This window comes from Amycolatopsis sp. NPDC104863 (genome assembly GCF_055582965.1).
Genome location: NZ_JBVJOW010000005.1, coordinates 384,333 through 410,100, shown reverse-complemented (window position 1 = coordinate 410,100; position 25,768 = coordinate 384,333). Strand labels below are relative to the sequence as shown.

The 25,768-nt window shown below is 72.2% G+C and carries 23 protein-coding genes; 12 read left to right on the top strand and 11 right to left on the bottom strand.

All coding sequences use genetic code 11. The annotated features are described in order from the left end of the window. Nucleotides 1-78: 78 nt before the first annotated feature. From ACZ63J_RS28770 to ACZ63J_RS28760, 3 genes are read left to right on the top strand one after another with little or no spacing between them, the layout of a single operon-like run. Nucleotides 79-1,251: a PucR family transcriptional regulator gene (locus tag ACZ63J_RS28770; protein ID WP_465401842.1), complete on the top strand. Its 1,173-nt coding sequence runs from the start codon at nucleotides 79-81 to the stop codon at nucleotides 1,249-1,251. A gap of 50 nt (nucleotides 1,252-1,301) precedes the next feature. Continuing rightward, nucleotides 1,302-1,781, top strand: coding sequence for a DUF2975 domain-containing protein (locus ACZ63J_RS28765; RefSeq protein ID WP_465336628.1), 480 nt, complete (start codon nucleotides 1,302-1,304; stop codon nucleotides 1,779-1,781). Then, on the top strand, nucleotides 1,781-1,987 hold the full coding sequence (locus tag ACZ63J_RS28760; RefSeq protein WP_247056639.1) for a helix-turn-helix domain-containing protein: 207 nt from the start codon (nucleotides 1,781-1,783) through the stop codon (nucleotides 1,985-1,987). Before ACZ63J_RS28765 ends, ACZ63J_RS28760 begins: the two co-directional genes overlap by 1 nt. Here ACZ63J_RS28760 and ACZ63J_RS28755 read toward each other — a convergent pair. After that, nucleotides 1,984-2,451 carry a MarR family winged helix-turn-helix transcriptional regulator gene (locus ACZ63J_RS28755; protein ID WP_465401844.1) on the bottom strand — a complete coding sequence of 156 codons (468 nt, stop codon included), beginning with the start codon at nucleotides 2,449-2,451 and terminating at the stop codon, nucleotides 1,984-1,986. The two genes, ACZ63J_RS28760 and ACZ63J_RS28755, sit on opposite strands and share 4 nt — an antisense overlap. Nucleotides 2,452-2,519: 68 nt before the next feature. Between ACZ63J_RS28755 and ACZ63J_RS28750 the strand changes: the two genes are divergently transcribed. Further along, nucleotides 2,520-2,951 carry a RidA family protein gene (locus tag ACZ63J_RS28750; RefSeq protein ID WP_465303441.1) on the top strand — a complete coding sequence of 144 codons (432 nt, stop codon included), beginning with the start codon at nucleotides 2,520-2,522 and terminating at the stop codon, nucleotides 2,949-2,951. Nucleotides 2,952-2,974: 23 nt separating this feature from the next. Next, a complete protein-coding gene (locus ACZ63J_RS28745; RefSeq protein ID WP_465401846.1) occupies nucleotides 2,975-3,148 on the top strand; it encodes a hypothetical protein in 174 nt (57 codons plus the stop codon). Nucleotides 3,149-3,617: 469 nt separating this feature from the next. On the opposite strand, the gene ACZ63J_RS28740 is transcribed toward ACZ63J_RS28745, so the two are convergent. Continuing rightward, complete coding sequence (locus tag ACZ63J_RS28740; protein WP_465401848.1) at nucleotides 3,618-4,115, bottom strand: hypothetical protein; 498 nt, start codon at nucleotides 4,113-4,115, stop codon at nucleotides 3,618-3,620. A gap of 238 nt (nucleotides 4,116-4,353) precedes the next feature. Here ACZ63J_RS28740 and pgfA point away from each other — a divergent pair, with 238 nt between their 5' ends. After that, a complete protein-coding gene (pgfA, locus tag ACZ63J_RS28735; RefSeq protein ID WP_465439673.1) occupies nucleotides 4,354-5,448 on the top strand; it encodes a cell envelope lipid trafficking protein PgfA in 1,095 nt (364 codons plus the stop codon). 1 nt (nucleotide 5,449) lies between these two features. Here the strand turns inward: pgfA and ACZ63J_RS28730 are convergent, their stop codons facing one another. After that, nucleotides 5,450-6,145: a class I SAM-dependent methyltransferase gene (locus tag ACZ63J_RS28730; protein WP_465401850.1), complete on the bottom strand. Its 696-nt coding sequence runs from the start codon at nucleotides 6,143-6,145 to the stop codon at nucleotides 5,450-5,452. Between the two features lie 160 nt (nucleotides 6,146-6,305). Between ACZ63J_RS28730 and ACZ63J_RS28725 the strand changes: the two genes are divergently transcribed. Next, on the top strand, nucleotides 6,306-7,442 hold the full coding sequence (locus tag ACZ63J_RS28725; RefSeq protein WP_465402213.1) for a glycosyltransferase family 4 protein: 1,137 nt from the start codon (nucleotides 6,306-6,308) through the stop codon (nucleotides 7,440-7,442). A gap of 6 nt (nucleotides 7,443-7,448) precedes the next feature. Here the strand turns inward: ACZ63J_RS28725 and ACZ63J_RS28720 are convergent, their stop codons facing one another. From ACZ63J_RS28720 to ACZ63J_RS28710, 3 genes are read right to left on the bottom strand one after another with little or no spacing between them, the layout of a single operon-like run. Continuing rightward, complete coding sequence (locus ACZ63J_RS28720; RefSeq protein ID WP_465401852.1) at nucleotides 7,449-8,519, bottom strand: hypothetical protein; 1,071 nt, start codon at nucleotides 8,517-8,519, stop codon at nucleotides 7,449-7,451. 4 nt (nucleotides 8,520-8,523) lie between these two features. Then, nucleotides 8,524-8,706 carry a hypothetical protein gene (locus ACZ63J_RS28715; RefSeq protein ID WP_465336623.1) on the bottom strand — a complete coding sequence of 61 codons (183 nt, stop codon included), beginning with the start codon at nucleotides 8,704-8,706 and terminating at the stop codon, nucleotides 8,524-8,526. Nucleotides 8,707-8,709: 3 nt separating this feature from the next. Beyond that, nucleotides 8,710-10,392: an MmpA family trehalose lipid delivery protein gene (locus ACZ63J_RS28710; protein ID WP_465401853.1), complete on the bottom strand. Its 1,683-nt coding sequence runs from the start codon at nucleotides 10,390-10,392 to the stop codon at nucleotides 8,710-8,712. Between the two features lie 70 nt (nucleotides 10,393-10,462). Between ACZ63J_RS28710 and ACZ63J_RS28705 the strand changes: the two genes are divergently transcribed. Next, nucleotides 10,463-11,683, top strand: a complete 1,221-nt coding sequence (locus ACZ63J_RS28705; RefSeq protein WP_465401855.1) for an oligosaccharide flippase family protein — start codon at nucleotides 10,463-10,465, stop codon at nucleotides 11,681-11,683. Between the two features lie 4 nt (nucleotides 11,684-11,687). On the opposite strand, the gene ACZ63J_RS28700 is transcribed toward ACZ63J_RS28705, so the two are convergent. Beyond that, nucleotides 11,688-15,698 carry an alpha-(1->3)-arabinofuranosyltransferase gene (locus tag ACZ63J_RS28700; RefSeq protein ID WP_465401857.1) on the bottom strand — a complete coding sequence of 1,337 codons (4,011 nt, stop codon included), beginning with the start codon at nucleotides 15,696-15,698 and terminating at the stop codon, nucleotides 11,688-11,690. Nucleotides 15,699-15,825: 127 nt separating this feature from the next. On the opposite strand from ACZ63J_RS28700, the gene ACZ63J_RS28695 reads away from it, so the two are divergent. Then, the gene (locus ACZ63J_RS28695; RefSeq protein ID WP_465401859.1) at nucleotides 15,826-16,476 is read left to right on the top strand and encodes a class I SAM-dependent methyltransferase; all 651 of its coding nucleotides are present in this window, start codon (nucleotides 15,826-15,828) and stop codon (nucleotides 16,474-16,476) included. Between the two features lie 29 nt (nucleotides 16,477-16,505). Here ACZ63J_RS28695 and ACZ63J_RS28690 read toward each other — a convergent pair whose 3' ends face one another. Further along, on the bottom strand, nucleotides 16,506-18,254 hold the full coding sequence (locus ACZ63J_RS28690) for a hypothetical protein (RefSeq protein WP_465401861.1): 1,749 nt from the start codon (nucleotides 18,252-18,254) through the stop codon (nucleotides 16,506-16,508). Nucleotides 18,255-18,264: 10 nt separating this feature from the next. Further along, nucleotides 18,265-19,845, bottom strand: a complete 1,581-nt coding sequence (locus ACZ63J_RS28685) for a substrate-binding and VWA domain-containing protein (protein ID WP_465401862.1) — start codon at nucleotides 19,843-19,845, stop codon at nucleotides 18,265-18,267. Nucleotides 19,846-20,106: 261 nt separating this feature from the next. Between ACZ63J_RS28685 and ACZ63J_RS28680 the strand changes: the two genes are divergently transcribed. Next, on the top strand, nucleotides 20,107-20,907 hold the full coding sequence (locus tag ACZ63J_RS28680; protein WP_465401864.1) for a hypothetical protein: 801 nt from the start codon (nucleotides 20,107-20,109) through the stop codon (nucleotides 20,905-20,907). A gap of 57 nt (nucleotides 20,908-20,964) precedes the next feature. Here the strand turns inward: ACZ63J_RS28680 and pdxR are convergent, their stop codons facing one another. Then, the gene (gene pdxR / locus ACZ63J_RS28675; RefSeq protein WP_465401866.1) at nucleotides 20,965-22,353 is read right to left on the bottom strand and encodes a MocR-like pyridoxine biosynthesis transcription factor PdxR; all 1,389 of its coding nucleotides are present in this window, start codon (nucleotides 22,351-22,353) and stop codon (nucleotides 20,965-20,967) included. 47 nt (nucleotides 22,354-22,400) lie between these two features. Between pdxR and ACZ63J_RS28670 the strand changes: the two genes are divergently transcribed. Together ACZ63J_RS28670 and ACZ63J_RS28665 are read left to right on the top strand one after the other, a co-directional pair. Further along, nucleotides 22,401-22,859, top strand: a complete 459-nt coding sequence (locus ACZ63J_RS28670) for a carboxymuconolactone decarboxylase family protein (protein WP_465401868.1) — start codon at nucleotides 22,401-22,403, stop codon at nucleotides 22,857-22,859. Beyond that, a complete protein-coding gene (locus ACZ63J_RS28665; protein ID WP_465401870.1) occupies nucleotides 22,856-24,226 on the top strand; it encodes an MFS transporter in 1,371 nt (456 codons plus the stop codon). The genes ACZ63J_RS28670 and ACZ63J_RS28665 overlap by 4 nt, the downstream gene beginning before the upstream one ends. Nucleotides 24,227-24,277: 51 nt before the next feature. Here the strand turns inward: ACZ63J_RS28665 and ACZ63J_RS28660 are convergent, their stop codons facing one another. Next, nucleotides 24,278-25,744: an MFS transporter gene (locus tag ACZ63J_RS28660; protein WP_465401872.1), complete on the bottom strand. Its 1,467-nt coding sequence runs from the start codon at nucleotides 25,742-25,744 to the stop codon at nucleotides 24,278-24,280. Nucleotides 25,745-25,768: the final 24 nt, after the last annotated feature.

Here is a 25,768-nt window from a genome sequence, read left to right as displayed (position 1 = left end):
CCGACGATCACCCGTTGGACATGAATTTTGCTCAAGTTCGTGCATGTCCCCGGCCGCGGACCCGAGCTAAAGTGAGGGATGGGCACTCTGGCCGAGCCGGTACCTCGCGAACACCGCGAGCTCGTGCGCGAGATGCTGGCCCGGCTCCCGGAGTTCTCCGACCGCCTCGCCCGGCTGCTCAGCACGGAAGACGAGTTCTACCGCCAGGTTGATGACGTCGCCCCCGACGAGCTGCGCCAGGTCTGCCGCGCCAACCTCGAACGCGCGTTGTCGGCACTGGCCGAAGGCCGCGGCCTGGCCCTCGACGCCGCCCGCAAGACCGGGCTCGTCCAGGCGCGCCAGGGCATCCCGCTGCCCGCGGTGCTGCGCGCGTTCCGGATCGGCGGCACCTTCGTCTACGAGGCCCTGCTCGAGCTCGCCGGTCCGGGGTTCCTCAACCCGACCCGGACGATCGAGATCAACTCCTACGTCTGGAAGGCGATCGACCTCTACTCGGACGCGCTGACCACGGCGTACGACGAGGTCGCGGCCGAGCCGTCCCACGCGAACGTGCGGCGGCTGGACGACCTGCTGCGCGGCCGGCTCACCGGCCAGGCCGAAATGGAGGCCGCGGCCCGCGACCTGGGCCTGCCGACCGCGGGGATGTTCGTCGTCGTGGTCACCGAACGGATCGAGCCGGACGAGCAGGACTCCGTCGAGGCACTCCTGCGGGCGCGCCGCTGGCGCTCGGCGTGGCGGCCCGGCGGCGAGGCGGGGCTGGTGGCGATCGACCGGATCGAGGACGTCCGACGGCTGCGCGAGGTGCTGGGTTCCCTGCCGCTGGCGGCGGGGATGAGCCGGCCGTTCACCGGGTTCCCCGAGGTCCCGGACGCGCTGCACCGCGCCCGGATCGCCCGCCGGTCGCTGCCGTCGGCGACCCCGGGGGTGGTCGTGTTCGGCGACTCCCCGGTGACGACGCTGGTCGCGGCCGCGCCGGGCATGGCCCGCGAGGTCGTGCGCTCCGCGCTGTCCGGCGTGCTCGCCCTGCCCGGCGCGGAACGCAAGGTCCTGCTCGACACGCTGCTCGCGTGGTTCGCCGGCCACGGCTCGGCGAAGGAGGCCGCGGACCGGCTGTTCGTGCACCCCAACACGGTTCGCTACCGCCTGCGCCGCGTCCAGGACCTGACCAAGCGCGACCTGACGGACCCGGCGGACATCGGCGAGCTGTACGTCGCCCTCGAATCGGTGCGGCTCGAGCCGGAGCCATCGTAGATCGACAACTACCGATTGACTTTCGATAGATAACCGGCGATAGTCGTCGCATGCTCACCGAAAGACGCGCTGTTGCGGCGCTCCGGGTCTTCCTCGTCGTACTGTTCGGCGTCCTGCTCGTGTTCCAGACGCTGTCCCTGCCGGGCGGGATCGCCTACCAGACGGCGCAGAACCCGCACGACGCGCCGTTGCGCTGGCCGTTGACCGCCATCGCGGTGTTCCTGGTGCTGTGCGTCGAGGTCGTGGTCGTCGCGACCTGGAAGCTGCTGACGCTGGTCAAGAAGGACCGCATCTTCACCACGGCGTCCCTGAAGTGGGTCGACGTGATCGTCTGGGCCGTGGGCGCGGCCTGGCTGGTGGTCGTCGGCATGCTGATCTTCGTCGGTTTCAACGCGGACGACCCGGGGATGCCGATGCTGCTGTTCCTGGTGACCGTGGGGATCACGGTGCTCGGCCTGCTGATGATCGTCATGCGCGCCCTGCTGCGCCAGGCGACCAGCCTGCGGACCGACCTGGAAGCGGTCATCTGATGGCGATCGTCGTGCGCATCGACGTCGAGCTGGCCAAGCGCAAGCTGAGTGTCGGGGAGTTCGCCGAGAAGGTCGGCCTGACCCCGGCCAACGTGGCAGTGCTGAAGAACGGCCGCGCGAAGGCGGTCCGGTTCAGCACGCTGGAGGCGATGTGCCGGGTCCTGGAGTGCCAGCCCGGCGACCTGCTGGAGTGGGTGGACGACTAGGCCAGATCCACCGGCCGCACCCGCAGCTTCTCAGCGATGCGGGCCAGCGCCTGCTGGTCGGCGGCCGTCAGCGGGTCCAGCACCTGCAGCACACTCCGGACATGCGCCGGCGCGGCGGCCTCGACCACCGCGAACCCGGCGTCGGTCAGGGTGACCAGTGTGTACCGGCCGTCCGCCGGGTCCGGCGAACGGGCCACCCAGCCGCGCTGCTCGAACCGCTTGACCACATTGGACAGCCGGGACAGCGAACCGTTGGCGAGGTACGCCAGTTCGCTCATCCGCAGCCGGCGCTCCGGCGCTTCCGAGACGTGGCTGAGCGTCAGGTACTCGAAGAGCGTCAGGCCAGCTTCCTGCTGCAGCGGCGCTTCGAGGCGGCCCGGCAGCAGCAGGACGAGCGAAACCAGGCCCGTCCAGGCTTCCTTTTCGGCCGGGTTGAGCCATCGGGGCTCGTCGGTGGACGCCATGGCGGCACCCTACCCGGACCCGCATGACTTCACGCTTGAAGTAAAACCGTGCTAGGTTAACTTCAAGCGTGAAGTCAACCGAAGGGAACACCATGCCGCAGTTCTTCGTCACCCCCGGCTACGGCCCCCGGCACCTCGAGGCCCTGCACTACAGCCAGGCGGTCCGGATCGGCGACCGCGTCGAAATCTCGGGTCAGGGCGGCTGGGACGACGACACCGTCTTCCCCGAGTCCCTCGAGGACGAGATCGTGCGGGCCTTCGACAACGTCGAGCGCACGCTCGCCACGGCGGGCGCCGGCTGGGCGGACGTCGTCGCGGTGGACTCCTTCCACGTCCCGACCGCCCCCGACACCATCGGCGACGACCACACCCGGGTCATGGTCGAGCAGTTCCGCAAGCGCATGGGCGACCGCGCGCCCATCTGGACGCAGCTCGGGGTGACGGCGCTGGGCGCGCCGGGAATGCGGGTCGAGATCCGGGCCACCGCCGTCGTCGGCTGAGCCGGTCGGCCGGACTGGGCCGCGTGAACTTGCTCAAGAGCGCCGGCCGCGGGTGGCGGCGGCGCGGCGGGACGTGGTGGTGGGGCATCGTCGTCATCGTCGTGCCGGTCGCGGTGATCGCCGCCGCCGCGGTCGGCGCCGGCACCGGCGGCGCGGTCGCGCTGGTCCTCAACGGACGGCGCACGTTTCGCGACTGACCAGCCCGACGTGCCGGTTTCCGCCGTGACCGCGGCCGGATTGGTAACGAGCGGCGCAGAACGCGCTCGAACGCGTCGCGCAGGACAACCTCGGGCAGCGGCAAACCGTTGTCAACGTGCTCTGCTCCTGCCTGCGGACGCCGTACACCGAACCGGTGCCGGCGGGCGTCGCCGCGCAGACCGACCAGACCGGCAAGAACGCGGGGTCCGGCGCACCGTCCGGCGGATCCTCACCCAGCACCTCAACCCGGCGCGGACCCGAGACACCCGGAACCCACGTTCCGGCCCCACATCGACCTGGACCTCACCGGCGCCACCCTCGTCGAGTTCAGCCTCCTGGGCTGCCGCATCCGCGAAGCTTCTCCGGTGAGGCCCAGTTCCTCGGCGCCGACTTCCAGGACGGCACGGTCTTCGTGCGGAGCTCGTTCGCCGGCAAGGCCGCCTTCGAAGAAGCCGAGTTCCGCCCGGCCTAGGCCGCGTCGGCCTCGACCAGGCGGGCCAGGTCGAGCAGCAGGCCTTCGAAGCCGGGACCGGCGGTGAGCGCCACCGTGAGCGGGCCCCCGCGGCGGGCCGTGCCCACCGGGAGCGTCACCGCCGGCTCCGTCCACTGGGGACGGTCCACACCGGCCGAGACGACCACGTCCGGCCGGGCCGGGGCCCGCCGGCGGCCGCCGGCGTCCAGGTCGAGCACCACGTTGCCGTGCAACGAAAGCAGCGCCGCGACGTCGGCGACGGCGTCACGCAGCTCCGGGTCGGCGATCGAGTCCGAATGCGCGCCGATCGCCGCTCGGGACGGCACTTCGTCCCGGACGAGCCGGGGCACGAGCACGCCGAGGTCGCCCGGGGTGCAGGCGAGCACGCGGATGCCGGGCACGCCGGCCAGCGGATCGGTGAGGGTGATCCCCGCGCTCGCGGCCGCCGCCACGATCCGGGCCCGCCAGCGCGCGGTCGCCGCGATGGCGACCATCGATGGGTCCTGGGGCAAAAGAGGAATTCTCCTTGGTGGTCCGGCGCGGCGGAGTGAGGATCGTCCGATGGTGGGCCCATGCCCGTTGTGCCCGGGAACAAACATGTTTGGTCGCTTGGTCCGAACGGCCGCGCACATGCCACCTTCCGGTCGCACCGGGTGGCTGTGACCGCCGGTCACACTTTGACGCGCGGCGTGGCGCGGGCCACTATCCGGGCACTGATTACCGCCGGGTAATTTGTGTGGTGTCGACGACGACCCAGGAGGACCGTTGCGACGTGCTTTCGGCCTGATCTTGCTGGCACTGGGCGTGTTTGCGGTCGCAGGGGCAGTGCTCCTCCCGACCTACGTGTACCCCGAGCTCGCCAAGGTGCCGCTCGACCAGGACTCGACGTCGGTGCTGGAAGGCACCGCGAGCAAGGTCCTCGCCGTGACCGACAACGGATCCGGTCCGGTCTCGAACATCCGCGAAGACGCGAAGCTGACCGCGACCGGGCACGTGCAGGCGAACTTCGCCGCGCCGGAGATGCGTCAGGACACCGACTACGCGGTCTGGCTCCTGGCGGTGCAGGTCACCGACGACGCCGACAACACCGTGCTCTCCGCCAGCAAGCGGCAGGTCTGCTTCGACCGGCGCACCGGTGCCGGCTACGAACCGCACGGCGAGTCCGACCCGCCGTGCGACGCCAACAGCAGCTTCGTCACGGAGCTGAAGGACAAGGCCGACAAGGACGGGCAGAAGCCGCCCGAGACCAACGACTACAAGGCGCAGCCCGGCCTGAACTTCAAGTTCCCGTTCGGCGCCGAACAGAAGGACTACCCGGTCTACGACGACAACACCGGCAAGGCCGTCACCGCCAAGTTCTCCGGCACCGAGACGGTGAACGGGATCGAGACCTACCGGTACGTCCAGGACATCCCCGACACGAAGATCGCCACCAAGGACGTGCCGGGCGCGCTCGTCGGCCGCACCGAGCCGACGGTCAAGGCCGACCTCTACTACCGCGGTGTCAACACGATGTGGGTCGAGCCGGTCACCGGCATCGAGGTCAAGCAGCAGCAACAACAGCACCAAGAGCTGCGCACCCTCACCACCGCGACGATCGTGTTCGACGGCACGCTCGCCTACAACGGCAAGACCATCGCGCAGATGGTCGACCAGGTGGACGCGAACAAGGGCAAGCTGGAGTTCCTGTCCAGCACCGGCCCGCTCTGGCTCGGCATCGGCGGCGGTGTGCTGATCATCGCCTCGCTCGTGGTGCTGTTCCGGCGCCGGCGCCCCGAACCGCCGGCGCCGCGGAAACGGCGTCAGGTGGTCTTCGCCCAGACCTGATTCACCGCCGGCGCAGCACCAGCACCAGATTCCAGGACGCGATTTCCCGGAGGCCGGGAATCCGCACGATCCACATCGCCCAGCTCGGGTGGTAACGCGGATACCCGGCGACGACGTCGGCGAGCGGCGTCGTCTTCGCCCAGCGAAGCGCGGCGCCCACCGAAACGGGGAACAGGCTTTCCCCGAATTTGTTCTTCGGCTGCTTCCCGAGTTTCCGGAGATAGCGCTGCCGGGCGTAGTCGCCGCCGAGGAAGTGCCACGGCGCCGTCTCGTGGCCGCCCCACGGGGAGTACCACGGCGTGAACGACGCGAAGACCGTGCCACCAGGCTTGGTCACCCGGCACATCTCCTCGAGCATCACCCACGGCTCGGCGACGTGCTCCAGGACGTTCGACGAGTAGCAGACGTCGACGGATCCGGTGCGCACCGGCAGTTCCGTGCCGCTGGCGCGGATCATGTTCTCGCCGGGCTCACCCCGCGCGGACAGCTCGCCGACGTCCGGGTCGAGCCCGAGGTACACCGCGCCCGCCGCGCGGAAGGCGTCCGAAAAGTACCCGGGGCCGCCGCCGACGTCGAGGACCGTGCGGCCGGACAGCGGAGTGTGCGCGGCCAGTTGCCGCACCGAATCGGCGGCCAGCGCGGAATAGAAGCCGTCCGGGTCGGACTGCTCGGTGAGGAACGTGCGGAACAGCGTCACGGAACGGCGGAGCGTCGCGCGATGCGGCTGCCCGGCCACGGGAGAAATTCGATTGCCTACCATTGAACCGTCGCTTTCCCGAATACGTTCCTCTACTGTGTACGCACCGGTAACCTAGCATCGTCGCTAACGTTTGGATAACCCGATGGAACGACCTCGAGTGCTCCTCGTCAACTGGCGCGACACCGGCCACCCCGAAGGTGGCGGGTCCGAGCGGTACGTCGAGCGGATGGCCGAAGGGCTCGCGAGAGCGGGGTACCGGGTCGAGATCCAGTGTGCCGCCTACCTGGGCGCGACCGACGGCGAGTGGCGTGACGGCGTCCGCTACCGGCGGCGGGGCAACAAGTTCGGCGTCTACGCGCACGCGCTGCGGGCGATCCGCCGGGCCCGCGCCGACCTCGTGGTGGACGTCCAGAACGGCATGCCGTTCTTCGCCCGGCTGGTCGCCGGCTGTCCCGTGCTGGTGCTCGTGCACCACGTCCACAAGGAACAGTGGATCAGCGCGCTCGGCGAGGTGCTGGGCCGGGCCGGCTGGTGGATCGAGTCGCGGCTGGCGCCGTGGCTGTTCCGGAAGTGCCGGTACGTCACGGTTTCCGAGGTCACCAAGGCCGAGCTGGCCGGGCTGGGCGTCGAGAACGAGCGGGTGAGCGTGGTGCCGAACGGGCTCGACGCGCCACCGGTGTGCGTGTCCGAACGGGACGCGTCACCGACGCTCGTCGCGGTGAGCAGGCTGGTGCCGCACAAGCGGATCGAGCACGCCATCGACGTCGTCGCACAGCTCGCCCGGCGCTGGCCGGAGCTGCGGCTCGAGGTCGTCGGCCAGGGGCCGTGGGACGAGGTGCTGCGCGCGCACGCGGCGTCGCGCGGGGTGGCCGACCGCGTGGTCCTGCACGGCTGGGTCGACGAGCAGGCCAAGCACGAGGTGCTCGCGCGGTCGTGGCTGCACCTGTGCCCGTCGGTCAAGGAGGGCTGGGGCATCGTCATCATGGAGGCCGCGGCGCACGGCGTGCCCTCGGTCGCCTACCGGTCGGCCGGCGGGGTCGCCGAATCCATTGTGGAGGGCCGCACGGGCCTACTGGCGGACGACTTCGACGACTTCACGGCCCGGGTCGACGGCCTCCTCGCCGACGGCCTGCGGCGCGCGGAGATGGGCCTGGCCGGAGCCGAGCGGGCCGGCCGGTTCAGCTGGGACGCGAGTGTCGGCGAGTTCGCTTCGCTGGTGGAGGACGTCTCCGGGCGGCCGGCGCCGCGGCCGCGGGTCCTGGTCCCGGCCCGGGTCCCGGAGCTCGCCGAGTGAACTGACTCAGCGCCCCGACCCCTGCTCCCGCACCGCGTCCCGGAACTCAGCCAGCAGCCGCGCCGCCGCCAGCGCGTCGAAGTCCTTGCGGCGGGCACGGACCGTCACCGTCGTGGTGCCGCCCGTGGTCGCCGCGCCGAACGCCACCCCGGACCGGCCGCTGGCCGCCGGGTAGAACGCCAGTGAGCGCACGGTGTCCCCCGTGGACACCACCCCCAGGTTCGACATCAGGAACGTCGAGCCGAGCCGGCTCGCCAGCAGGCGTGTGCCCAGCCGCGCCAGCCGGCTGCTGCGGGCCGGGAAGTCGGGCTCCGGCGGCTGTTCGCGCAACACCGTCGCGACGTCGCCCGCCGCCGGGTGGTTTCCCAGCCGCAGCCGGAAGAACGCGCTGTCGTGCACGGGTTCCGGCGCGGCGCCCGGCCGCCACGACGCGCCCAGCGCCGCCACGATCCGGTCGGCGCGCTTCCAGTGGGCCTGGTTCCAGCGTTCGGTCGTGCGGGCCGCCGCGGCGACGAACCCCGCGGCGCCCAGGCGCACCCGCTGCTCGTACGCGGCCGCGAAGACGTCTCCCGCGGCCGGAGCGGCCCGGTCGGGCGCAATCCTTGCGGGCGGCGTGAAAAGGGCTTCAGCGAACCGCTGGACGGCGGAGACGAGGAACGCCTTGCCCGCCACGCGTTCGCCGATCCCGGTCGCGCCCGAGGACACCGGGACGTCGAGGAGGATGCCGAGCAGGGCCAGCAGGCCGAGACCGTCGAGCGCGCCGTGGTGTGCCGCGACCAGGAGCGTCAGCTCGTCCACACAGACGGCGACGCGGACCAGCGGATCGGCGCGTTCGTAAGGCGCGACAGCGAACCGCTCGCGGACGGCGGGCAGGTCGGCCGCGGTGGTCAGCTCGATTTCGGGCAGCACACCGAGATGCGGGTACTGCTGAGCGGCGGCAGCCAGCCGCGAGCGGAGCTTCTCCGGGTCGGGCACGGCCGTGCCGAGCTCCGCTTCGAGGAGGATGCTCCAGGAAACGGTGGGGTCGCCGTAGAGCCCGACGACGCGGTGCGCGTGGTCGGAGGCGAGCCGGGGCACCGCGTCAGCGGTTCCCGTAGAGCTTGGCCGGGTGGTCGGCGGGGTTGTACTTCAACGGCGCGTTGAGCTTTTCCTGCACCTGCGTGGTGCTGTCCGGATCCGCGCCCTTGGTGAGTGCGAAGCCCGCCCCCGTCGCCAGTCCGCCTCCGATGATGACGGCGGCGACCACGCCGATGACCGTGCCCACGTGTCACTCCTTCCGCGGCGGGGAACTCCTGCCGCGGCCCAATGTACGCATCGGTAACATGCGGCACAACAGTGCGACGCACAGCAACCCGAGCGCTACTCCGTTCGCCACCAAGGCGGGCGCCCACGCGATCTCCTTCACCGCCGGCACACCCGGGGTCCGGTAGAGCGTCAGCCAGTCACCCGACCACACCTCCGTCGCGCCGTCGAGCAACCGCGTGTCGACCTCGCCGGGTGTCCCGTGTTCGACGAGGATCCAGCCGATGCCCGCGTCGGTGAGCTGCCGCGCCGACGTCGCCGCGCGGACGTCCCCGATCCTCGGGTCCTCACCGGCGATGCGTTCGGGACCGACCTGCAGCGCGTCGTCCATCAACACTGGTTTCGGCAGGACGCGCGGCGCCGGGTCGAGCTGCGTGCGGCTGTCGTTCCAGGCGAAGCCGCGGAACGCCGAAAGCGGCAGCGCCAGCACGTCACCCGGCCGGTCACCGAGCACTTCGGACACTGCCTGCCAGTCGGGCGGGTACTGCGCGGTGCCGAGCCGTCCCCAGCCGCCCCAGGCCAGGTCCGGCATGGTGAGCAGCGGGAAGACGACCGCCGCGGTCACCAGCGCGGCGCGGCCGCCCGCGGTCCGCAGCTTCGCCGCGGCGACCTCGATGGCCAGCGCGAACCCCAGCGAGAGCGGCAATGCCCACCAGGCCACCCACTTCTGGGCGTCCCGCAGCAGTCCCGCGCCGGGCACGTGCCGCGTCGCGAAGTCCAGCAGCGTCGCCCCGCCCGGCAACGTCGCCAGGGACGCCAGGAGCACCCCCGCGACACCGAGCAGGACCAGGGCGCGGACGGGCGGGGTCCCCCACCGCGCGGCGAGCGGGCGGAACCCGGCGACCGCGATGGCGACGACGACAAGAACGAGCACCGGGATCAGCGGCATGCTCCGGCTGCCCGGCACCGTTTCGGCGTTCCAGATGCCCCCGAGGCCGAGCACGCTGAGCAGCGCGGGGCCCCAGCTTTCCGCGCGGGCGCTGAACGCCGCAACGCCGGCCGGGTCGGAGAACGTGCCGCCGGTGTTGAGGAACGCCGGCACCAGCCACGGCAGGTTGAGCAGCAGGGAGAGCGCGACCGTCTGCCAGATCCGGCGCGGTCCCGCCGCCACGATCGCGACGGCGGCCGCGAGCACTCCACCCGGCGGAGTCAGCACGGCCGGGGCGCAGGCGAGCACCAGCCTCGGCAGGGCGTTGGGTTCGTGGTCGCGTGCCGACAGTCCCGCCCGGACGATCCACGGCAGGCACGCGTACGTCAGCAGCAGCGGCCAGTGCCCGATGAACAACCGCTCCGCGACGTACGGCGTCCAGGCGTACGCCGTCGCGGCGACGAGCCGGGTGCCGAGGTGTTCGGTCGGGACGAGCCGGCCGGCGCCTTGGGCGGCGAAGAAGATGGCCAGCAGCAAGACGATCTTCTGGACGATGTCTCCGGGCACCACGGTGGTCACGAGCGCGACGACGGCGTCGGCGGGGACCGAGCGCGGCAGCACGGCGCCGAGGCCGAAGGCGTCCGGCACAAAATACTGGCGTGGCGCGAAGACCATGTCGTAACTCAGGACGAACCCGCGCCCGAGCAGGGGCGCGCAGACAGCGAACGCCAGCACCGCGGACAGCACGGGGAGCGCGAAGCGTCGGCTCGGTGTGTCCACTGCCCTTCCTTTCCGGTGCGGGCACGGTTATGGTGCCTGGTCATTACCCGCCGGTAACGGGAGCCCGCCGTTGAGCGTAGACACCGAAGTGCCGACGCGGACGGGCAACCGGGTCGCGGCGATCCTCGTCTCGCTCGCGCTCGCGGGCAACAACGCCGGCAGCTACGTGCTCAGCCTGGTGGCCGCGCGGCTCCTCGCGCCCGGTGCGTTCGGGGAGCTGAGCTCGCTGCTGGCGGTGCTGGTGATCGGCGTCGTCCCGGCGATGGGCCTGCAGACGGTGGTCGCGCTGCGCGTCGCCCGCTCGCCGCAGCACAGCGGCTCGCTGTTCGCGCTGGGGCTGATGACCAGCGCGATCGTCGCCACGGCGGCGTTGACGCTCAGCCCGCTGCTGGTGCTCCTGCTGCACCTGGGCTCCCTGGCGCCGGCGCTGCTGCTGACGGCCTCGCTGGGGCCGTTGACGCTGCTCGGGCTGTTCCACGGGCTCCTGCAGGGCGGCCACCGGTTCTCGACGCTGGCCGGCCTGATCGCGCTGGAGGGGGCGGGCAAGGTCGGCGGTTCCCTGGTGGGGCTGCTGGTTTCGGGGTCGACGACGGGCGCGCTGGCCGGCACGGCGATCGGTTCGCTGGCGGTGGTCACGGCGGGCTGGCAGGTCTGCGGCCGCCCGCGTCCCCGCTGGTCCGACCGCCACGGCGCCGAGGTGCTGCACACGGCCCAGGCGATGCTGGCGCTGGTGCTCCTGGTGAACCTCGACCTGGTCCTGGCGCGGCACACGCTCCCGGCGGCGTCGGCCGGCGAGTACGCGCTGGGAGCGATCGTCACGAAGATCGCGTACTGGCTGCCGCAGGCGGTCGGCGTGCTGGTGCTCCCCCGGTTCGCGCTGTCGGCCGGCCGTCGCCGGGTGCTGCCGGTGGCGCTGGCGGTGTGCGCGGCGCTGGACTCGGTGGTGCTGCTGGTTTCCGTGGTGCTGGGCCCGTCGCTGCTGGCGTTGATCGGCGGCGCGAAGTACGCCGGGAGCACGATGCCGGTGTGGCCGTTCGCGCTGGCCGGGTCGATGCTGGCGCTGGTGCAGATCCTGTTGTACGCGCGCCTGGCCGACGGCGACCGCCGCGTGACGGTGCTGATGTGGGCGGCGGTGGCCGTGGAGGCACTGGTGATCACGGCCTGGCTGCACGCGTCGGCTGTGCAGGTGGTGACGGTGGCGGCTTGTTGTGCCGGCGGGCTGGCGGTGGCCGGAGTGGCGCTGGAGCTGCGAGCTCGCCGGTCTGCCGCGGCCGTCGTGAGTGGTAATTAGGGTTCTAACCCGAATTACCACTCACGACATCTTTGCGGGTGAACCAGTCCACACAGGTCGACACCATCGCGGCCGCCGCCAGCAGCAACGCCGCCTGCGTCACCGGCCCGTAGGCCCACTCCTGCCCGTGCCCCAGCACCCGCCCGAACACCGACACCACCACCGCCACGAGCACCCCGCCCAAGGCGATGTACCGCGGCGCCCGCTCCGAGAACTGCCGCGCCAGCAGGCACCCGATCAACAGCACCACCGGCAGCATCCCGCCCAGCGTCACGAGCAGCCCGATCAGGACCACCGGCACCAGCGACCCGCCCGGAGCCACCGCGAAAACCTTCCGCCGGGCCGGCCAGAACACCCCCACCAGCAGCAAAAGCACCGCCAGCGCGCCGATCAGCAACCCCAGCCGGTACGAAGAGTCCGGGCCGAACGACAGGGACACCACCCCGCCCGCGCCGGCCGGGACGATCCACGCCTGCTGCCAGCCGTCGACCCGGGTGCGGGTCAGCTCACGACCGTCCAAAGTGGCCGTCCAGCCCGCGTTCGCGTTTTCCGGCACCGCCAGCACGGCCTCTTCGCCCGGCGCCACCGTCACCGACCGCGACGCCGCGTCCCACTTGCCCACCTGGACCGCGCGGTGCACCGGTGGCGCCGCGGCCGTCGCCGGACGCAGCCAGAGGTCCTGGACCACGAACGACTCCGACCGGTCCGTCCGCAGCTCGTGCCCGCCCGCCGGGAGCACGATCCCGCCCTCGGAGTCGCGGCACATCCGCAGCTCCAGCGGCCGGTGCGCGGTGATGTCGGCCAGCGTGCCCTGCACCGACGTCCGGTAGTCGAGGCCGTCCAGGTGGACGTTGGGCCCGGACCCGCACGGCACCGTGAACGCCGGGTCCGGCCCGGGCAGCAGACCGTCCGTTCCGGACAGTGAGAGGTTGCCGATCCCCACCGCCGAGCGGGCCGTGGGATCGTCGTCGTCTCCGGGCAGCACGATCTGCAGCTGGTCGGTGTCCAGCGGCTCGAAGCTCGCGGACCCACCCGCGTCGAGCTCCACCGTGCGGTTGCCCGTGCGGCCGACCAGCTGCACCTGCCGCGGCACCCGGGCCCCGCTCGACGGCGAAACCCCGATGTGCAGCCCGGAAATCCGCTTCGGGCCGGTCCACCCGAGCGTGAGCGTCGGCCGCAGGTCGGTGATGTCGGGCCGCCACGTCGTGCCCGCGTCGCCGTCCACGGCCGCGAACCCGCCCGCCGCCGGGTCGCCGCCGAGCTGTGACGTCGACGCGACCGAAACCCCGGGCAGCTGCACCGGGTTCTTCCCGCCCCCGGCGGGCAGCACCGAGCCGCCGACCAGGAACGTCTGCTCGGCCGTGGTGCTGAAGAGCCGCCGGATGCCGTCGGGTTCCTCGCCGTCGCGGGCGGCGGAGGCGTCGCACCGCACCGCGCCGTCCACGGGCAGGCACGCGTACCGCGGTGACGCACCGCGCGTGAAGGCGAACCCGGGCGCGGGGCCGGCCGGCAGGTCCGCGGGCACCTCCAGCGCGCGCTGCGGCTGGGTGCCGGGAATGGCCAGCTCCGCGATGCCGACGTTCCCGTCCTGCCGCCCGACCACCAGCGACAGCAACGTGATCCGCACCTTGCGCGTCACGCCGGCGGCGACGGAGTAGCTGTGCGCACCCGCGCCGCGGACGACCTGCTGGTCGACCGAGCCGTTGTCGGTCGTGATCCGGACGCGGGTCGCCGGCCAGCCCACCCGGATGTCGTCCACCATCTGCAGGTCCACCGAGGTCACCAGCCGCGGGGTGTCCAGCTCCACCTCGAGCCACTGCCCGATCGGCCCGGTGAACGACGACGAGTGCCACGCCGTGCGCGGGTCGCCGTCGATCGCGGCGAACGGCTGGTGCCCCGGGTCCGAGCCGCCGAAGGCGTCGGCGAACGACGCGGCCGTCGACGCCGTCACCGAGCGGATGCCCCGGTAGGCGGCCACGGTCTGGTGCTCCTGACCCGGGAACGGCAGCACGTCGCCGGCCGCGCGCTGCTGGCGGTAGGCCTCGCCGGCGGTCAGCGTCTGGCTGAGGTTGTCCCGCACCCCGCCGACGTTCCGCTCGGCGCGCCGCAGGCCGTCGGTCACCAGCCGGGGCCCGCCCGGCGAGCCGCCGTCACCGGTCAGCACGGTCGGCGTCGCCGGGTCGAGCTGGCCGGAGTCGATCAGCGGGAGCAGGTTCTCCGGCCCGCCACTGACCGTCGGGACGTCCTTTGTGGACGTCGCGGTGGCGAGCGGCACCTGCTGCCGCACCTCGTAGACCTCCAGCGGCCCGAACTCGGCCGCCTTGCCGATGCCCGGCGACCCGGCGAGCCCCGCGCGGAGCGTGGCGATCGGCGGGGCCGTGGTCCGCTCCCGGTCGATGTCGTTGCGCAGCAACAGGAATCGGTAGCCCGACCGCGCGAGCAGCGCGGCCAGCCCGGGATCACCACGGCCGTCGGCGAGCGCGGCGTCCACGGAGTCCATCAGCCGTGTGTTGCCTTCCGACCCCAGCGGCACCTGGTTGCGGACCGCCCACGGGCTCTTCGCGATCGCCTGCGCGGGCTCGTCGACCGTGCGGCCCCAGTCGTACTCACCGAACCCGGTGGCCGGCAGCATCAGCGTCCGCGCGTTCGGATCGGCCTTCGCGACGTAGTCCATCGCGTTGTGCCAGTAGGCGGGCACCTCGTCCCAGCCCGGGCCGGACCGCAGGTTCAGCAGCCACGCCGGCGCGGCCATCACCAGCACCAGCAGCAGCCCGAGCGCGGGCCGCAGGAGCCGGCGCGCGGACTTCAGCCGGGCCGGGCTCGAGATGCCGTGCACGAACGCCAGCATCAGCGGCAGCCGCAGCACCGGCTCGAACTTGTGGACGTTGCGCAGCGGGGCCAGCGGCCCGTCGAGCAGGTGCCGGACCTGCTCGGCCAGCGGGCTGTCGAGCGTGCCGACATACCCGATGGTCAGCAGGGTCAGCCCGGTGAGCACACCCAGCACCAGGAACCGCCGCTCGGGCAGGCCGCGCCGGGTCAGACCGAACAGGCCGACCCCGGCGACCAGCCCGGTCGCGAGCATCAGCACCGGGTTGTCGATCAGCGACCAGCCGCCCGGCCACCACGGCGTGCCCTGCACGACGTAGGCGACCCACTGGTTCGTCCCGCGCAGCACCTCGAACAGCGACATCGGCGCGGTGGTGTTCGTCGCGGACTCGATGTAGTCCAGGAACGGCAGGCTGTACTCGCCGAGCAGCAGCAGCGGCAGGATCCACCACAGCGTCGCGCCGAGGACGAACACCGTCCACCACAGGACGAGCCGGACGTGCTCGCGGGTCCACTTCCGCGTCAGCAGCCAGAGCCCCGGCAGGACGAGTGCCATCACCACCATGGCGCCGTTGACCCCGCCCATGCACAGCACGGCCAGCGCGGACAGCCCGGCCGCGCGCCGCGGCGAGCCGGTCTTCCCCGCCCGCACCAGCGGCACCAGCACCCACGGCAGCAGCACGGCGGGCAGCATTTCCGCGGACAGACCACCGATTTCGGTCAGCATGCGCGGCGCGAGCGCGTACCCGAGCGCGCCGATCAGCCGCGTGCGCTCGGTGCCGATCTTCATCGCGCGCGCGAGCAGCAGCGCCCCGCCGAACGCGGCCGACAGCAGGATCGCGCCCCACAGCCGTTGCGCGATCCACGCGGGCATCCCCGCGGCCTGGCACAGCGCGAAGAACGGGCCCATCGGGAACAGGTAGCCGTACGCCTGGTTCTGCAGCTCACCGGCGGTGGCCTCGGGGTTCCACAGGTGCAGCGCGCGGCCGAGGAACGCGAGCGGGTCGACGGCGAGGTCGAGCTTCGTGTCGAACGTCGTCTTCCCCGGCATCTGCAGGAACGACAACGTGGTCAGCGCCAGCACGATCCACGTGCTCGGGCGGCGGAGGAACGCGCCCACCGAGAACTTCCGGGCGCCGCCGGAGGGCGGGGCGTCGTCCCGGGCTCGTTCGCGGGTGGCGGTTACCATCCGGTAGATACTAGGCCGAAACCTGGCTACCATGTGCCGACGATTTTCCCGAGTCCCCCGAACTCCTGGCAGGTGCGCCATCTCGTTCGAAGACGCCTGGGCTCTGGCCGAGCCGGTCAAGGGCTGGATGACGCGCGCGCAGGGCGAAGCGCTCTGGCACGCCGCGTGCCGGCTGGAGAAGGGTGACGTGGTCCTGGAAATCGGCAGCCACCAGGGCAGATCCACGATCGTGCTGGGCGCCGCCGCCCGCACGGTGGGCGCCACGGTGATCGCCGTCGACCCGTTCGTCGACGGCCGGCTCTTCGGCGGATCGCCGACGCGGCAACTGTTCGAGCGCAACATCCACCGGGCCGGGCTGGACGACGTCGTCGAGCTCGTCGCCGGTTACAGCACGGCACTGCGTCCTGACTGGGACCGGCCCTTACAGCTGCTTTACATAGACGGCAAGCACGACTACTGGACCTACACCGACGACCTGCGCTGGTCGGCGCACCTGCCGCCGGGCGCGGAAATCCTGGTCCACGACTGTTTCTCCTCCATCGGCGTCACCCTCGGCACGGTGGTGAAAGTCCTCTTCGGACGGCGATACACCTATGTGGACCGGGCGACGTCGCTGGCGCGCTTCCGGCTTTCGCCGCCGTCCGCTGCGGACCGGCTGCGGGTGCTCGCACAGCTGCCGTGGTTCGTGCGCAACGTCGGCATCAAGGTGCTGCTGCGCCTGCGGTTGCGGCCGGTGGCCCGGTTGTTCGGCCACGACAGCCCGTACGACCCGTACTGATGTCGTGAGTGGTAATTCGGGTTCTAACCCTAATTATCACTCACGACGGGTTTCCCGACCTCCACCTTCGCGACGCACACCGGCGCGCCCGCGCTCGACAGCCGCAGGTCGAGGTGGTCGAACAGGCCGTCCACCGGCAGGTAGAGCGAGTGCAGGCCGGCCTGGAACCAGACCGGGGTCCGGTCCACCAGGCCTTCCCCACCGTCCGAAGTGTAGTAATCGAGCTTCAGCAGGTACCGGCCGAGCACCGGGGTGTCCAGCGCGACGCGCGCCGTCGCCTCGCCCACCGCCGTCCCGCAGTTCGGCACCGGGCCCGCCACCCCGCGGGAAACCGGTTCCACACCGGTGATCCGGTGCGGGGTGCCGGTCGCGTCGAGCTGGTGCATCCGGCTCGTCGGCTGGTCGAAGTGCGTGCCGGGCAGCAGGCCGACCACCCGGGACGCGCGCGAGTCCGCGCCGAACCACTCGTGGACCACGTCGGAGGGCACAAAAGTGTCGTAGAAGACCAGATCCGGGTCTTCGGCGACGGCCGCGCGCACGTTGGCGACGTACTGTCCCGAATGCTCGAACCGCAGCGGCGGGGAAAGCCGCAGGAACCCCACGGCGGAGCTGGCGAGCAAAAGCACGCACACCACTACCGCGATCGGCCGTTCACGCTTTCCGCCGGACGGCGCAACTTCGCCGCGGGGCAGGAAAGCGAACCCTCCACAAAGGGCGGCCGCCAGCACCAGATCGGCGACGTACCGGGGATCGTCCCCGGCGGCCGGCCCGACCTCCTTCAACCGGGTCAACGCGAGGAGCCCGACGTCCACCGCGAACAGCGCGCCGAACAGCAGCCACGCGCCCCCCGCACGCCGCCCGCCGGCCCGCACCCCCGCGACCACCAGGGCCAGCGCGGCCGCGATCAGCAGCACCACCACCACGAACGGCGACGGCGCCCAGGTCGCGCCCGGGCCGGGGCCGGACCACGGCCCGCCCGCGAGGCCCGGCAGCAGCGTGTCCCCGACCATCCGGCCGGTCAGGTCGGCCACCGTCCCGGCCGACAGCGGCGACGCGCCCGCGCCGACCTGGCTCGACGTCAAGGCGAAGAAGACGGCGACGAACGCCACCAGCAGGACGGCGTGGCCGAGCCAGTAGCGGGCACGCTCCCGGAAGGACTGTCCGAGCAGGACGGTCACCCCGGCCAGCAGCAGCGGGATCACCGCGGCCTTCTCGTAGAACGCGAGCCCGAAGAGCGTCCAGGCGAAAGCGCCGATCCACCACCGGCCGCCGTCGGCGAGGTAGCGGACGTGGGCGTGCAGCGCCCCGGCGGCGGCGAGCACCACGGGCACCAGCTGGACGCCGAACGACCACCACAGCGTCGGGACCAGCAGCAGCGTCGAGGCGCTGAACACGGTGAACGGCACCAGGATCGCCCACCGGGCGCCGAAGCACCGCACCAGCAGGCACCATAAGAACACCGCGGCGAGCGCCCGCATCAGCAGCAGCGGCACCATCAGCACGGCGAAGTTCAGCGGCGCCCAGGCCGTCAGGACCGCGGCGAGGAAGAACCCGCCCGGCTGCAGGTGCCCGTGGTAGTCCTGGAAGAGGAACCCGAGGTCGAACGGCCCGGCCGCGGCGGCCCGGTAGGTGACGACGAAGTCGTCCTGGGCGAAACTCCCGTGCAGCGCGGCCCACGCGTGCAGGGCAAACGGGACCACACCCGCGACGAACGCCACGAGCACCAGCGCGGACGGTCTTCGACGGGCCCGTGCCGCGGGCTTTTCGGTCTCCAGCAACACGGGATCCTCAATTCTTGCAGGCGGGCGGCTGGCACATGAGCTTGCTCAGCGCCTGGTAGAAGACGTCGGAGATCTTGCGCGGGTCGGGCGTGGTGAAGGACTCGCCGCCGGTCGCGGCCGAAACCTGCTTCAGCTCGCCCGCGTCGATGTCGGGGCCGATGCCGATCCCGATGACCGGCAACGGTTTCCGCGGGTCCTGCAGCCGGCCGAGCTCGGCGAGCAGGCCGGGCAGCCCGATCGAGTCGCTGTCCTCGTTGCGGCCGTCGGTGAGCACGACGACCACGTTGATCCGGCCGAGCTGCCAGCTCTGCCGGGCGTTCTGGTACGCGGCGAGGATCGAGTCGTATAGCCCGGTCGCGCCGCCGGACTTGGGCTTGACCGCCTGCAGCGTCGCCAGGCCGCCCTTGGCGAGCTGGTCGGCGATCGAGCGCATCGGCAGCAGTTCCTTGTAGTCCTTGTCGCCGTCGAGCCGGGTGGAGAACAGCCACAGGCCGAGCTCGGTCGTCGGCTTGAACAGCCCGAGCCCCTGCGTCGCGGCTTCCAGCGTGAGCGCCATCCGGCTGCGGCCGGTGCCGGGCACGGTGGCGGCCATCGAGCCGGAGACGTCGAGCAGGACCTGGACCCGCGCGCTGAGGTTCGCCCCGGCCCAGGCCTGGAGCACGCCGTACATCGCCTCGGGCGCGGGTGGCCCGGCCGGGCGCGGCGCGGCGTTCGTGCGCGTGTCGGCCGGCCGGTCGCCGAGCAGCTGCCCGGCCGGCGTGCGGAACCCGGCGTCGCCGAACGTCTTCGTGGCGGTCTGGTCGAGCAGCAGCCGCAGGAACCGTTCGGCCGCCGACCGGGAGGCTTCCGACGCGCGCGGCAGCACGACGTACGGGTAGTCGAAGCTCGGCACGCCGGCCGCCGGGTACGCGGCGACGAGCTTGCGGGCCAGCACGGACTGTTCCGACGCCGGCGACGCGGTGTAGGGCGCCTTCACGGCCGAAAGCTTGCGGATCTCCTCGGTGAACGCGGCGGCCGGGTCGGGCGCGTCCTTCGTCAGCTGCTGCAGGCCGATCAGCGCGGCGATCCCGGCCGGGTCGCGCCCCGGGTCGGGCAGCCCGACCGCGCCTCCCGCGAGGACGTCCGACCAGGACGGTGCCTTTCCCGGCCAGCCGGCCTGCTTCGCGACGTCGTCGGTCAGCGCCAGCACCACCGGCGAGCTCGCCACGGACTGGCCGGTCTCCGGCAGGTTCCACGCGCCGCCGTCCCGGGCCTGCAGCAGCCAGGTGCTCGACTCGGGCACCCAGACGTCGGGACCGTTCGCGCCGTTGGCTTCTAGCGCCGCCGCGGTGGCCGGCGACGCGCTCGCCGTGACCTCGACGCGGTAGCAGTCCCGCTCCGGTGTGGACCGCGCGAGCGTGGTCAGCACCGGCGCGATGTCGGGCGCGGCCGTGATGCGCACCGGCGTTGTGGTGTCACAGCCGCCGGAGGCGAGCCGGTCCCGCAGGTAGTCGACGCCGGCCCAGGCCAGCAGGGCGAGCACGAGCAGCACGCTCAGGACGACGACCCGCGCGTCGAAGCGCCGGGACCGCGCCGGGGGTGCCGCCATGCACGTGCCTTCCGTCGGTGAAGTGCTGGCAGCTTGCCAGCCGGGTGAGCGGGAAGCCAGTACCGCGGGCGAAAGGTGACCGTGGGTGTGTGTGCCGGTGGTGAAGGAATTGCGCGGTGCGGCCGTTTTGGTGATTGACAGGAACTGCGTAACGTTTCCCGCTTGACGCCCGTCCCACGTGGGTAACAGCACGATGGCGGATCGCAGGACGATTTCGCCGTGCCCGCAAGCGGCGAATGGCACCGAACGGAGACCGAACCCGTGCGCACGATGTACGACGCGGTCACGGCCGCGAACATCCCCGGCGACGCCCAGATGGTGGCGGGATACATCGACAAGATCAAACTGGAACCCTGGTCGGCCTCGGACTGGGCGCGCTTCCCCCGCGCCGTCAAGGTCACCATCGTCAAGAAGGCCGGCACGAACGACGGCCACGTCCTCGACGTCGAACCCGGTGACGCCACACCGGGCGAGGCGCCGGGCTGGGTCCGGATGCGCCGCGCGTCCGGCGCGGACCCGACCATCTACTGCAGCCTGTCGACCTGGCCCGCGGTGCGGTCGGCGTTCTCGTCCGCCGGCGTGGCCGAGCCGCACTACTGGATCGCCCACTACAACGGCGATCCGGCCATCCCCGACGGCGCGGTGGCCAAGCAGTACCGCGGGAACGTCGCCCCGGGCTACGACGTCTCGTCGGTCGTCGACTACTGGCCCGGAGTGGACGGCATCGGATCCGCCTCGACTGGAGTGGAGATCATGGAGCGCATCACCGTCACCCCGCCCAACGCCGAGCAGAACACCGTGCGGGTCTTCCTGTCCGGCAGCCCCGGCGCGGCGGTCATCATCCGGCCCCGGCTCGGCGGCGACGGCTTCTCGAAGCCGATGTGGGTCGGCGACATCTTCGCCTGGGGCAACGACCGCCAGGGTGTCGGCCACAACCCGACGCAGACGCCGGGGTACAACAACAAGCTGACGTCCCACCGCCGCTACGACCTGCCGGGCGCGGTGTGGGCCGACATCAACTACAGCTCCGGCGACCCCTTCGAAGTCGACATCGTCGGGTAGCCCGCTTCGAGGCGGCCTCGGGTGCGTTCACCCGAGGCCGCCTCGGTGCGTCTGGGCTCAGGCGGGCGGCAAGGCACGGCACAAGGCGTCGACGGCCGCGGCGTAGGCGGGTTCGGACGGCGTCGCGTACCCGACCACCAGTCCGTCCGATGTGGACATCGTGGCGGCCGGGTGCCGGAAGGCGGCCAGGCCGTCCAGCGCGAGTCCCTGCCACGCCGCGGCCTTGACCGCGGACTTCTCCGTGCCCGGCGGCAGGCGCAGCACCGCGTGCAGCCCGGCGGCGACGCCGGTGGGCACGACGTGCGGCGCCCGTTCGGCGAGCGCCTCGACCAGGACGTCCCGGCGGCGCCGGTAGCGCTGCCGCATGCGCCGGATGTGCTTGTCGTAGCTGCCCGCCGTGATGAACTCGGCGAGCGTGAGCTGGTCGAGCACCCCCGCCCACGCCTCGCGCTCCCCTTTCACCGCCAGCACGGCGTCGACGAGGTGCTCCGGCAGCACCAGCCACCCGAGCCGCAGCGCCGGTGACAGGCTCTTGCTGACCGAACCGGCGTAGACGACGTGCTCGGGGTCGAGGCCCTGGACCGCGCCGACCGGCTTGCGGTCGTACCGGAACTCGCCGTCGTAGTCGTCCTCGACGAGCACCCCGCCGGACGCGCGGACGTGCCCGACCACCGCCGTGCGGCGGTCGTGGTGCAACGGGCCGCCGGTCGGGAACTGGTGCGCGGGCGTCAGCAGCACGTTCGCGACGGCCAGGTCCTCGACGCGCGCGCCCTTTTCGTCCAGGGCCAGGGGAAGCGTCTCGACGCCGGCCGCGGCGAAGATCGAGCGGTGGAACGCCAGGCCGTACGACTCGACGGCGAGCGGTCCCGGCAGCACCGCCGGGAACAGCAGCCGCAACGCGTGCGCGAAGCCCGAACAGACGACGATCCGCTCCGGTGACGTCCGCACCCCGCGGGCGCGCGCGAGGTACCCGGCCAGCGCCTCCCGCAGTTCGAGACGGCCGCGCGGGTCACCGGGGCCGAAGGCGTCGTGCGGGGCGACGTTCAGCGCCCGGCGCGCGGCGGCGAGCCAGTCGGCCCGCGGGAACGTCGTCGCGTCCGGCTGGCCCTGCCGCAGGTTGTGCCGCGGCTTCGGCGGCCCCGGCGCCTTCTTCGGCGTCCGCGACCGGGGCAGCGGCTCGGCCCGCTCGGCGACCCGCGTGCCGGAACCCTGGACGGCGGTGAGCCAGCCTTCGGCGACCAGCTCGGCGTAGGCGTCGGCGACGGTGTTGCGGGCCACGCCGAGGTCGACGGCCAGGGCGCGGTACGGCGGGAGCCGGGTGCCCGGGGCGAGCCGTCCGGTGCGGACGGCGTCCCGCAGCGCGGTGATGAGCGCGGCCCGCCTGCCGCCGGAGCCGGTCAGCTCGAGGTGCAGGTCGACTCCGGAATTGACCCACGAATCCGCCACAGAAATGCACCCTACACGGGGGTCAACCGGGCCCTAGATTTCTGGTCATGACGAACCGAGTGAACTTCGCCAAGACCGCCCCGAAGGCCTTCAAGGCCCTGATCGGCTTCGACGCCGCCGCCCGCGCCGGGCTCGACCCCGCGCTCGTCGAGCTGGTCCAGATCCGCGCGTCGCAGCTCAACCGCTGCGCCTACTGCCTCCACATGCACACCTCGGACGCCCGCAAGGCCGGCGAGAGCGAGGAGCGGCTGCACATGGTGGCCGTGTGGCACGAGGCCACGAGCTTCTTCAGCGAGAAGGAGCAGGCCGCGCTGGCCCTCACCGAAGCCGTCACGCTGGTCTCCACCGGCGGTGTCCCGGACGACGTCTACGCCCGCGCCGCCGGCCAGTTCGGCGAGGAAGAGCTCGCCCAGCTGCTCGCGCTGATCTTCACGATCAACACGTGGAACCGCATCGCCATCACCACGGCGAAGGTGCCGGGCACGGACGAGCGGGTGGCCCGGTGACCCGCCGCCCGGGCGCGGTGCTGGCGCTGCTGGCGTTCGCGCAGCTGATCATCTCCCTCGACTACAACATCGTGTACGTGGCCCTGCCGGACATCGGCCGCGAACTCGGCTTCTCCGTGCAAAGCCTGCAGTGGGTGGTGAGCGCGTACGCCGTGGCGTTCGGCGGGTTCCTCCTGCTCGGCGGGCGGGCCTGCGACCTGTTCGGCCCGCGGCGGGTGTTCGCGCTGGGCTGCGCGCTCTACGCCGGCTCGTCGCTGGCCGGCGGGCTGGCCGCCGACCCGGGCCTGCTCGTCGGGGCCCGGGCCGGGCAGGGCCTCGGCGGGGCGCTGTTGTTCCCCGCGACGCTGACGCTGGTCAGCACCAGTTTTGCGGCGGGCCGCGAGCGCAACCGCGCGTTCGCGGTCTGGGGCACCGCCGGCGGCAGCGGCATGATCCTCGGCTCCCTGCTGGGCGGGGTGCTGACGCAGGCGTTCGGCTGGGCGGCGGTGTTCTTCGTGAACGTCCCGCTGGCCGCGGTGGCCGCCGTGCTCGCTTTCCCGCTGCTGGCCAGGGATCCCGCCCGGGAGCCGGGCCGCCGGTTCGACCTCGGTGGCGCGCTGACCGCGACGCTCGGCACGACCCTGCTGGTGTTCGCGCTGGTGGAAGGACCGGAGCTGGGCTGGACGTCGGCCGTGGTCCTGGTGGCCGCGGCGGCGGGTGTGACGCTCCTGGCCGCGTTCGCCGTGATCGAACGCCGGGGCCTCGACCCGCTGCTGCCCCTGCGGCTGCTGCGGGAGCGCAACCTCGGCACCGGCGTGGTCGTGACGTTCCTCTACATGGGCACGTTCGGCACGCTGCCGTACTTCCTGACGCAGTACTTCCAGGGTGTGCACGGCTACGGCGCGCTGGCGACCGGGCTCGCGTTCGGCGTCCCGATGGTCGCGATCGCCGCGGGTTCGCAGGCCGCGGGCCGGCTGGCCACCCGCTACGGCACCCGGCCGACGCTGGTGGTGAGCCTGGTCGTCGGCGGCGCCGGTGCGGTAGCGCTCGGGTTATCGATGACGGCGGACGCGTCCTACCTGGGGCTGGTCCCGGCGCTGGTCGTGCTGGGACTGGGCCAGGGCGCCGGGTACACACTGATGTTCGGCGCCGCGGCGGCGGGCATCCCCGCGCGGGAACAGGGCATCGCGTCCGGCGTCGCCTCGACCGCGCAGCAGGTCGGTGGTTCGGTGGGCCTGGCGGTGTTCGTCGCGGTGGCCAACGCGGAAACGTCCGTAGTGGACGGTCTGCGCACGGCGGTCCTGCTGGCCGCGGCCGGAATCGCGCTGACGGCGTTGGCGGCCCTGCGTTTCAGCGGCACGCGCCCGGCCGTTCCGGTCCCGGCCTGAACGCGGAAGAACCACCATCCCCCGGCGATGGTGGTTCTTCCGCTTTCGGTGTCAGTCGGCGAGGGCCAGCAGGTCATCCTCGGGGACGGACTCTTCGACGACCGGTTCCGGGCGCTTGCGGGCCACCAGGCCGCTGATCGCGATCAGCAGGCCCAGCACCGCGATGCCGGTGACCACGCTCAACGCCGGGGTCAGCCCGGTCAGCAGCGCGGCCGGCGAGGCCTCACGGCCGCCGTTGGCGGTCAGCACCGCCGTCACCACCGCGAGCCCGATCGCGCCGCCGACCTGCAGCGACGTGTTCAGCAGGCCACCGGCCAGCCCCTGCTCGTCGTCCGAAATCCCGGCTGTTCCCTGGATGTTGAGGGACGAGAACGCCAGCGTGAAGCCGATGCCGAGCAGGATCATGCTGGGCAGGACGTACCCCGCGTAACCCGAGTGCTCGTCCACGCGCAGGAACAGCGCGTAGCCCAGCACGTGCGCGACGACGCCCGCGAAGATCGTGCGCGGCGTGCCGACCCGGTCGATCAGCGGCTCGATGCGCGGCGAGCCGAACGCCACGATCAGCGCCGCCGGCAGGAACCCGAGCGCGGTCTGCAGCGCGGACCAGCCGAGGACCCGCTGCAGGTAGAGCATCACGACGAACTGGAACCCGATGTACGCGCCGAAGAACAGCGCGCCGCCGAGGTTCGCCCTCGCCAGCGGTCCCGACTTGAGGATCCCCAGCCGCAGCAACGGGTGGGCGCTGCGCTTCTCGATGACGACGAACGTCACCAGCAGGGCGAGCGCGACGGCGAACGTGATCAGTGTGCGCGGCGCGGCCCAGCCGATCTCGGGCGCCTCGACAACGCCGAACACCAGCAGCAGCGAGCCGGCGGCGCCGGTGATGGCGCCCGGGAAGTCGTACCCGCGGCCTTCTTCGCGCCGGTAGGACGGGATCAGCTTCCAGGCCGCGACGAACGCGACCAGCGCGATCGGCGCGGGCAGCAGGAACGTCCAGCGCCAGCCGACCTCGGTCAGCAGGCCGGAGAACACCAGCCCGGCGGAGTACCCGCTGGCGCCGAACACGGCGAAGATGCTGATCGCCTTGTTGCGGGCGGGTCCTTCGTGGAACGTCGTGGTGATGATGGACAGGGCGGCCGGCGCCGTGAACGCGGCGGCGAGTCCCTTGATGAAACGGCTGGCGATCAGCAGCGCGCCGTCGTCGACGAGGCCGCCGAGCAGCGAGGCCAGCGCGAACACGGCGACGGCGACCAGGAACACCCGGCGGCGGCCGAGCAGGTCGGCGGTGCGGCCGCCGAGCAGCAGCAGGCCGCCGTACCCCAGCACGTACCCGCTGACGACCCATTGCAGCGCGTTCGTGGACAGGCCGAGATCGGCCTGGATGGCCGGGAGGGCGACCCCGACCATCGACACGTCGAGCGCGTCGAGGCCGATGACGATCGACACGGTGAGCAGGACACCCCAGAGACGTGCGTCCCACCGGGTCGAGGTGGTGGACAAGGCAGCGGAAGAGCTCATGGCGGCGACAGTACATGCATACGC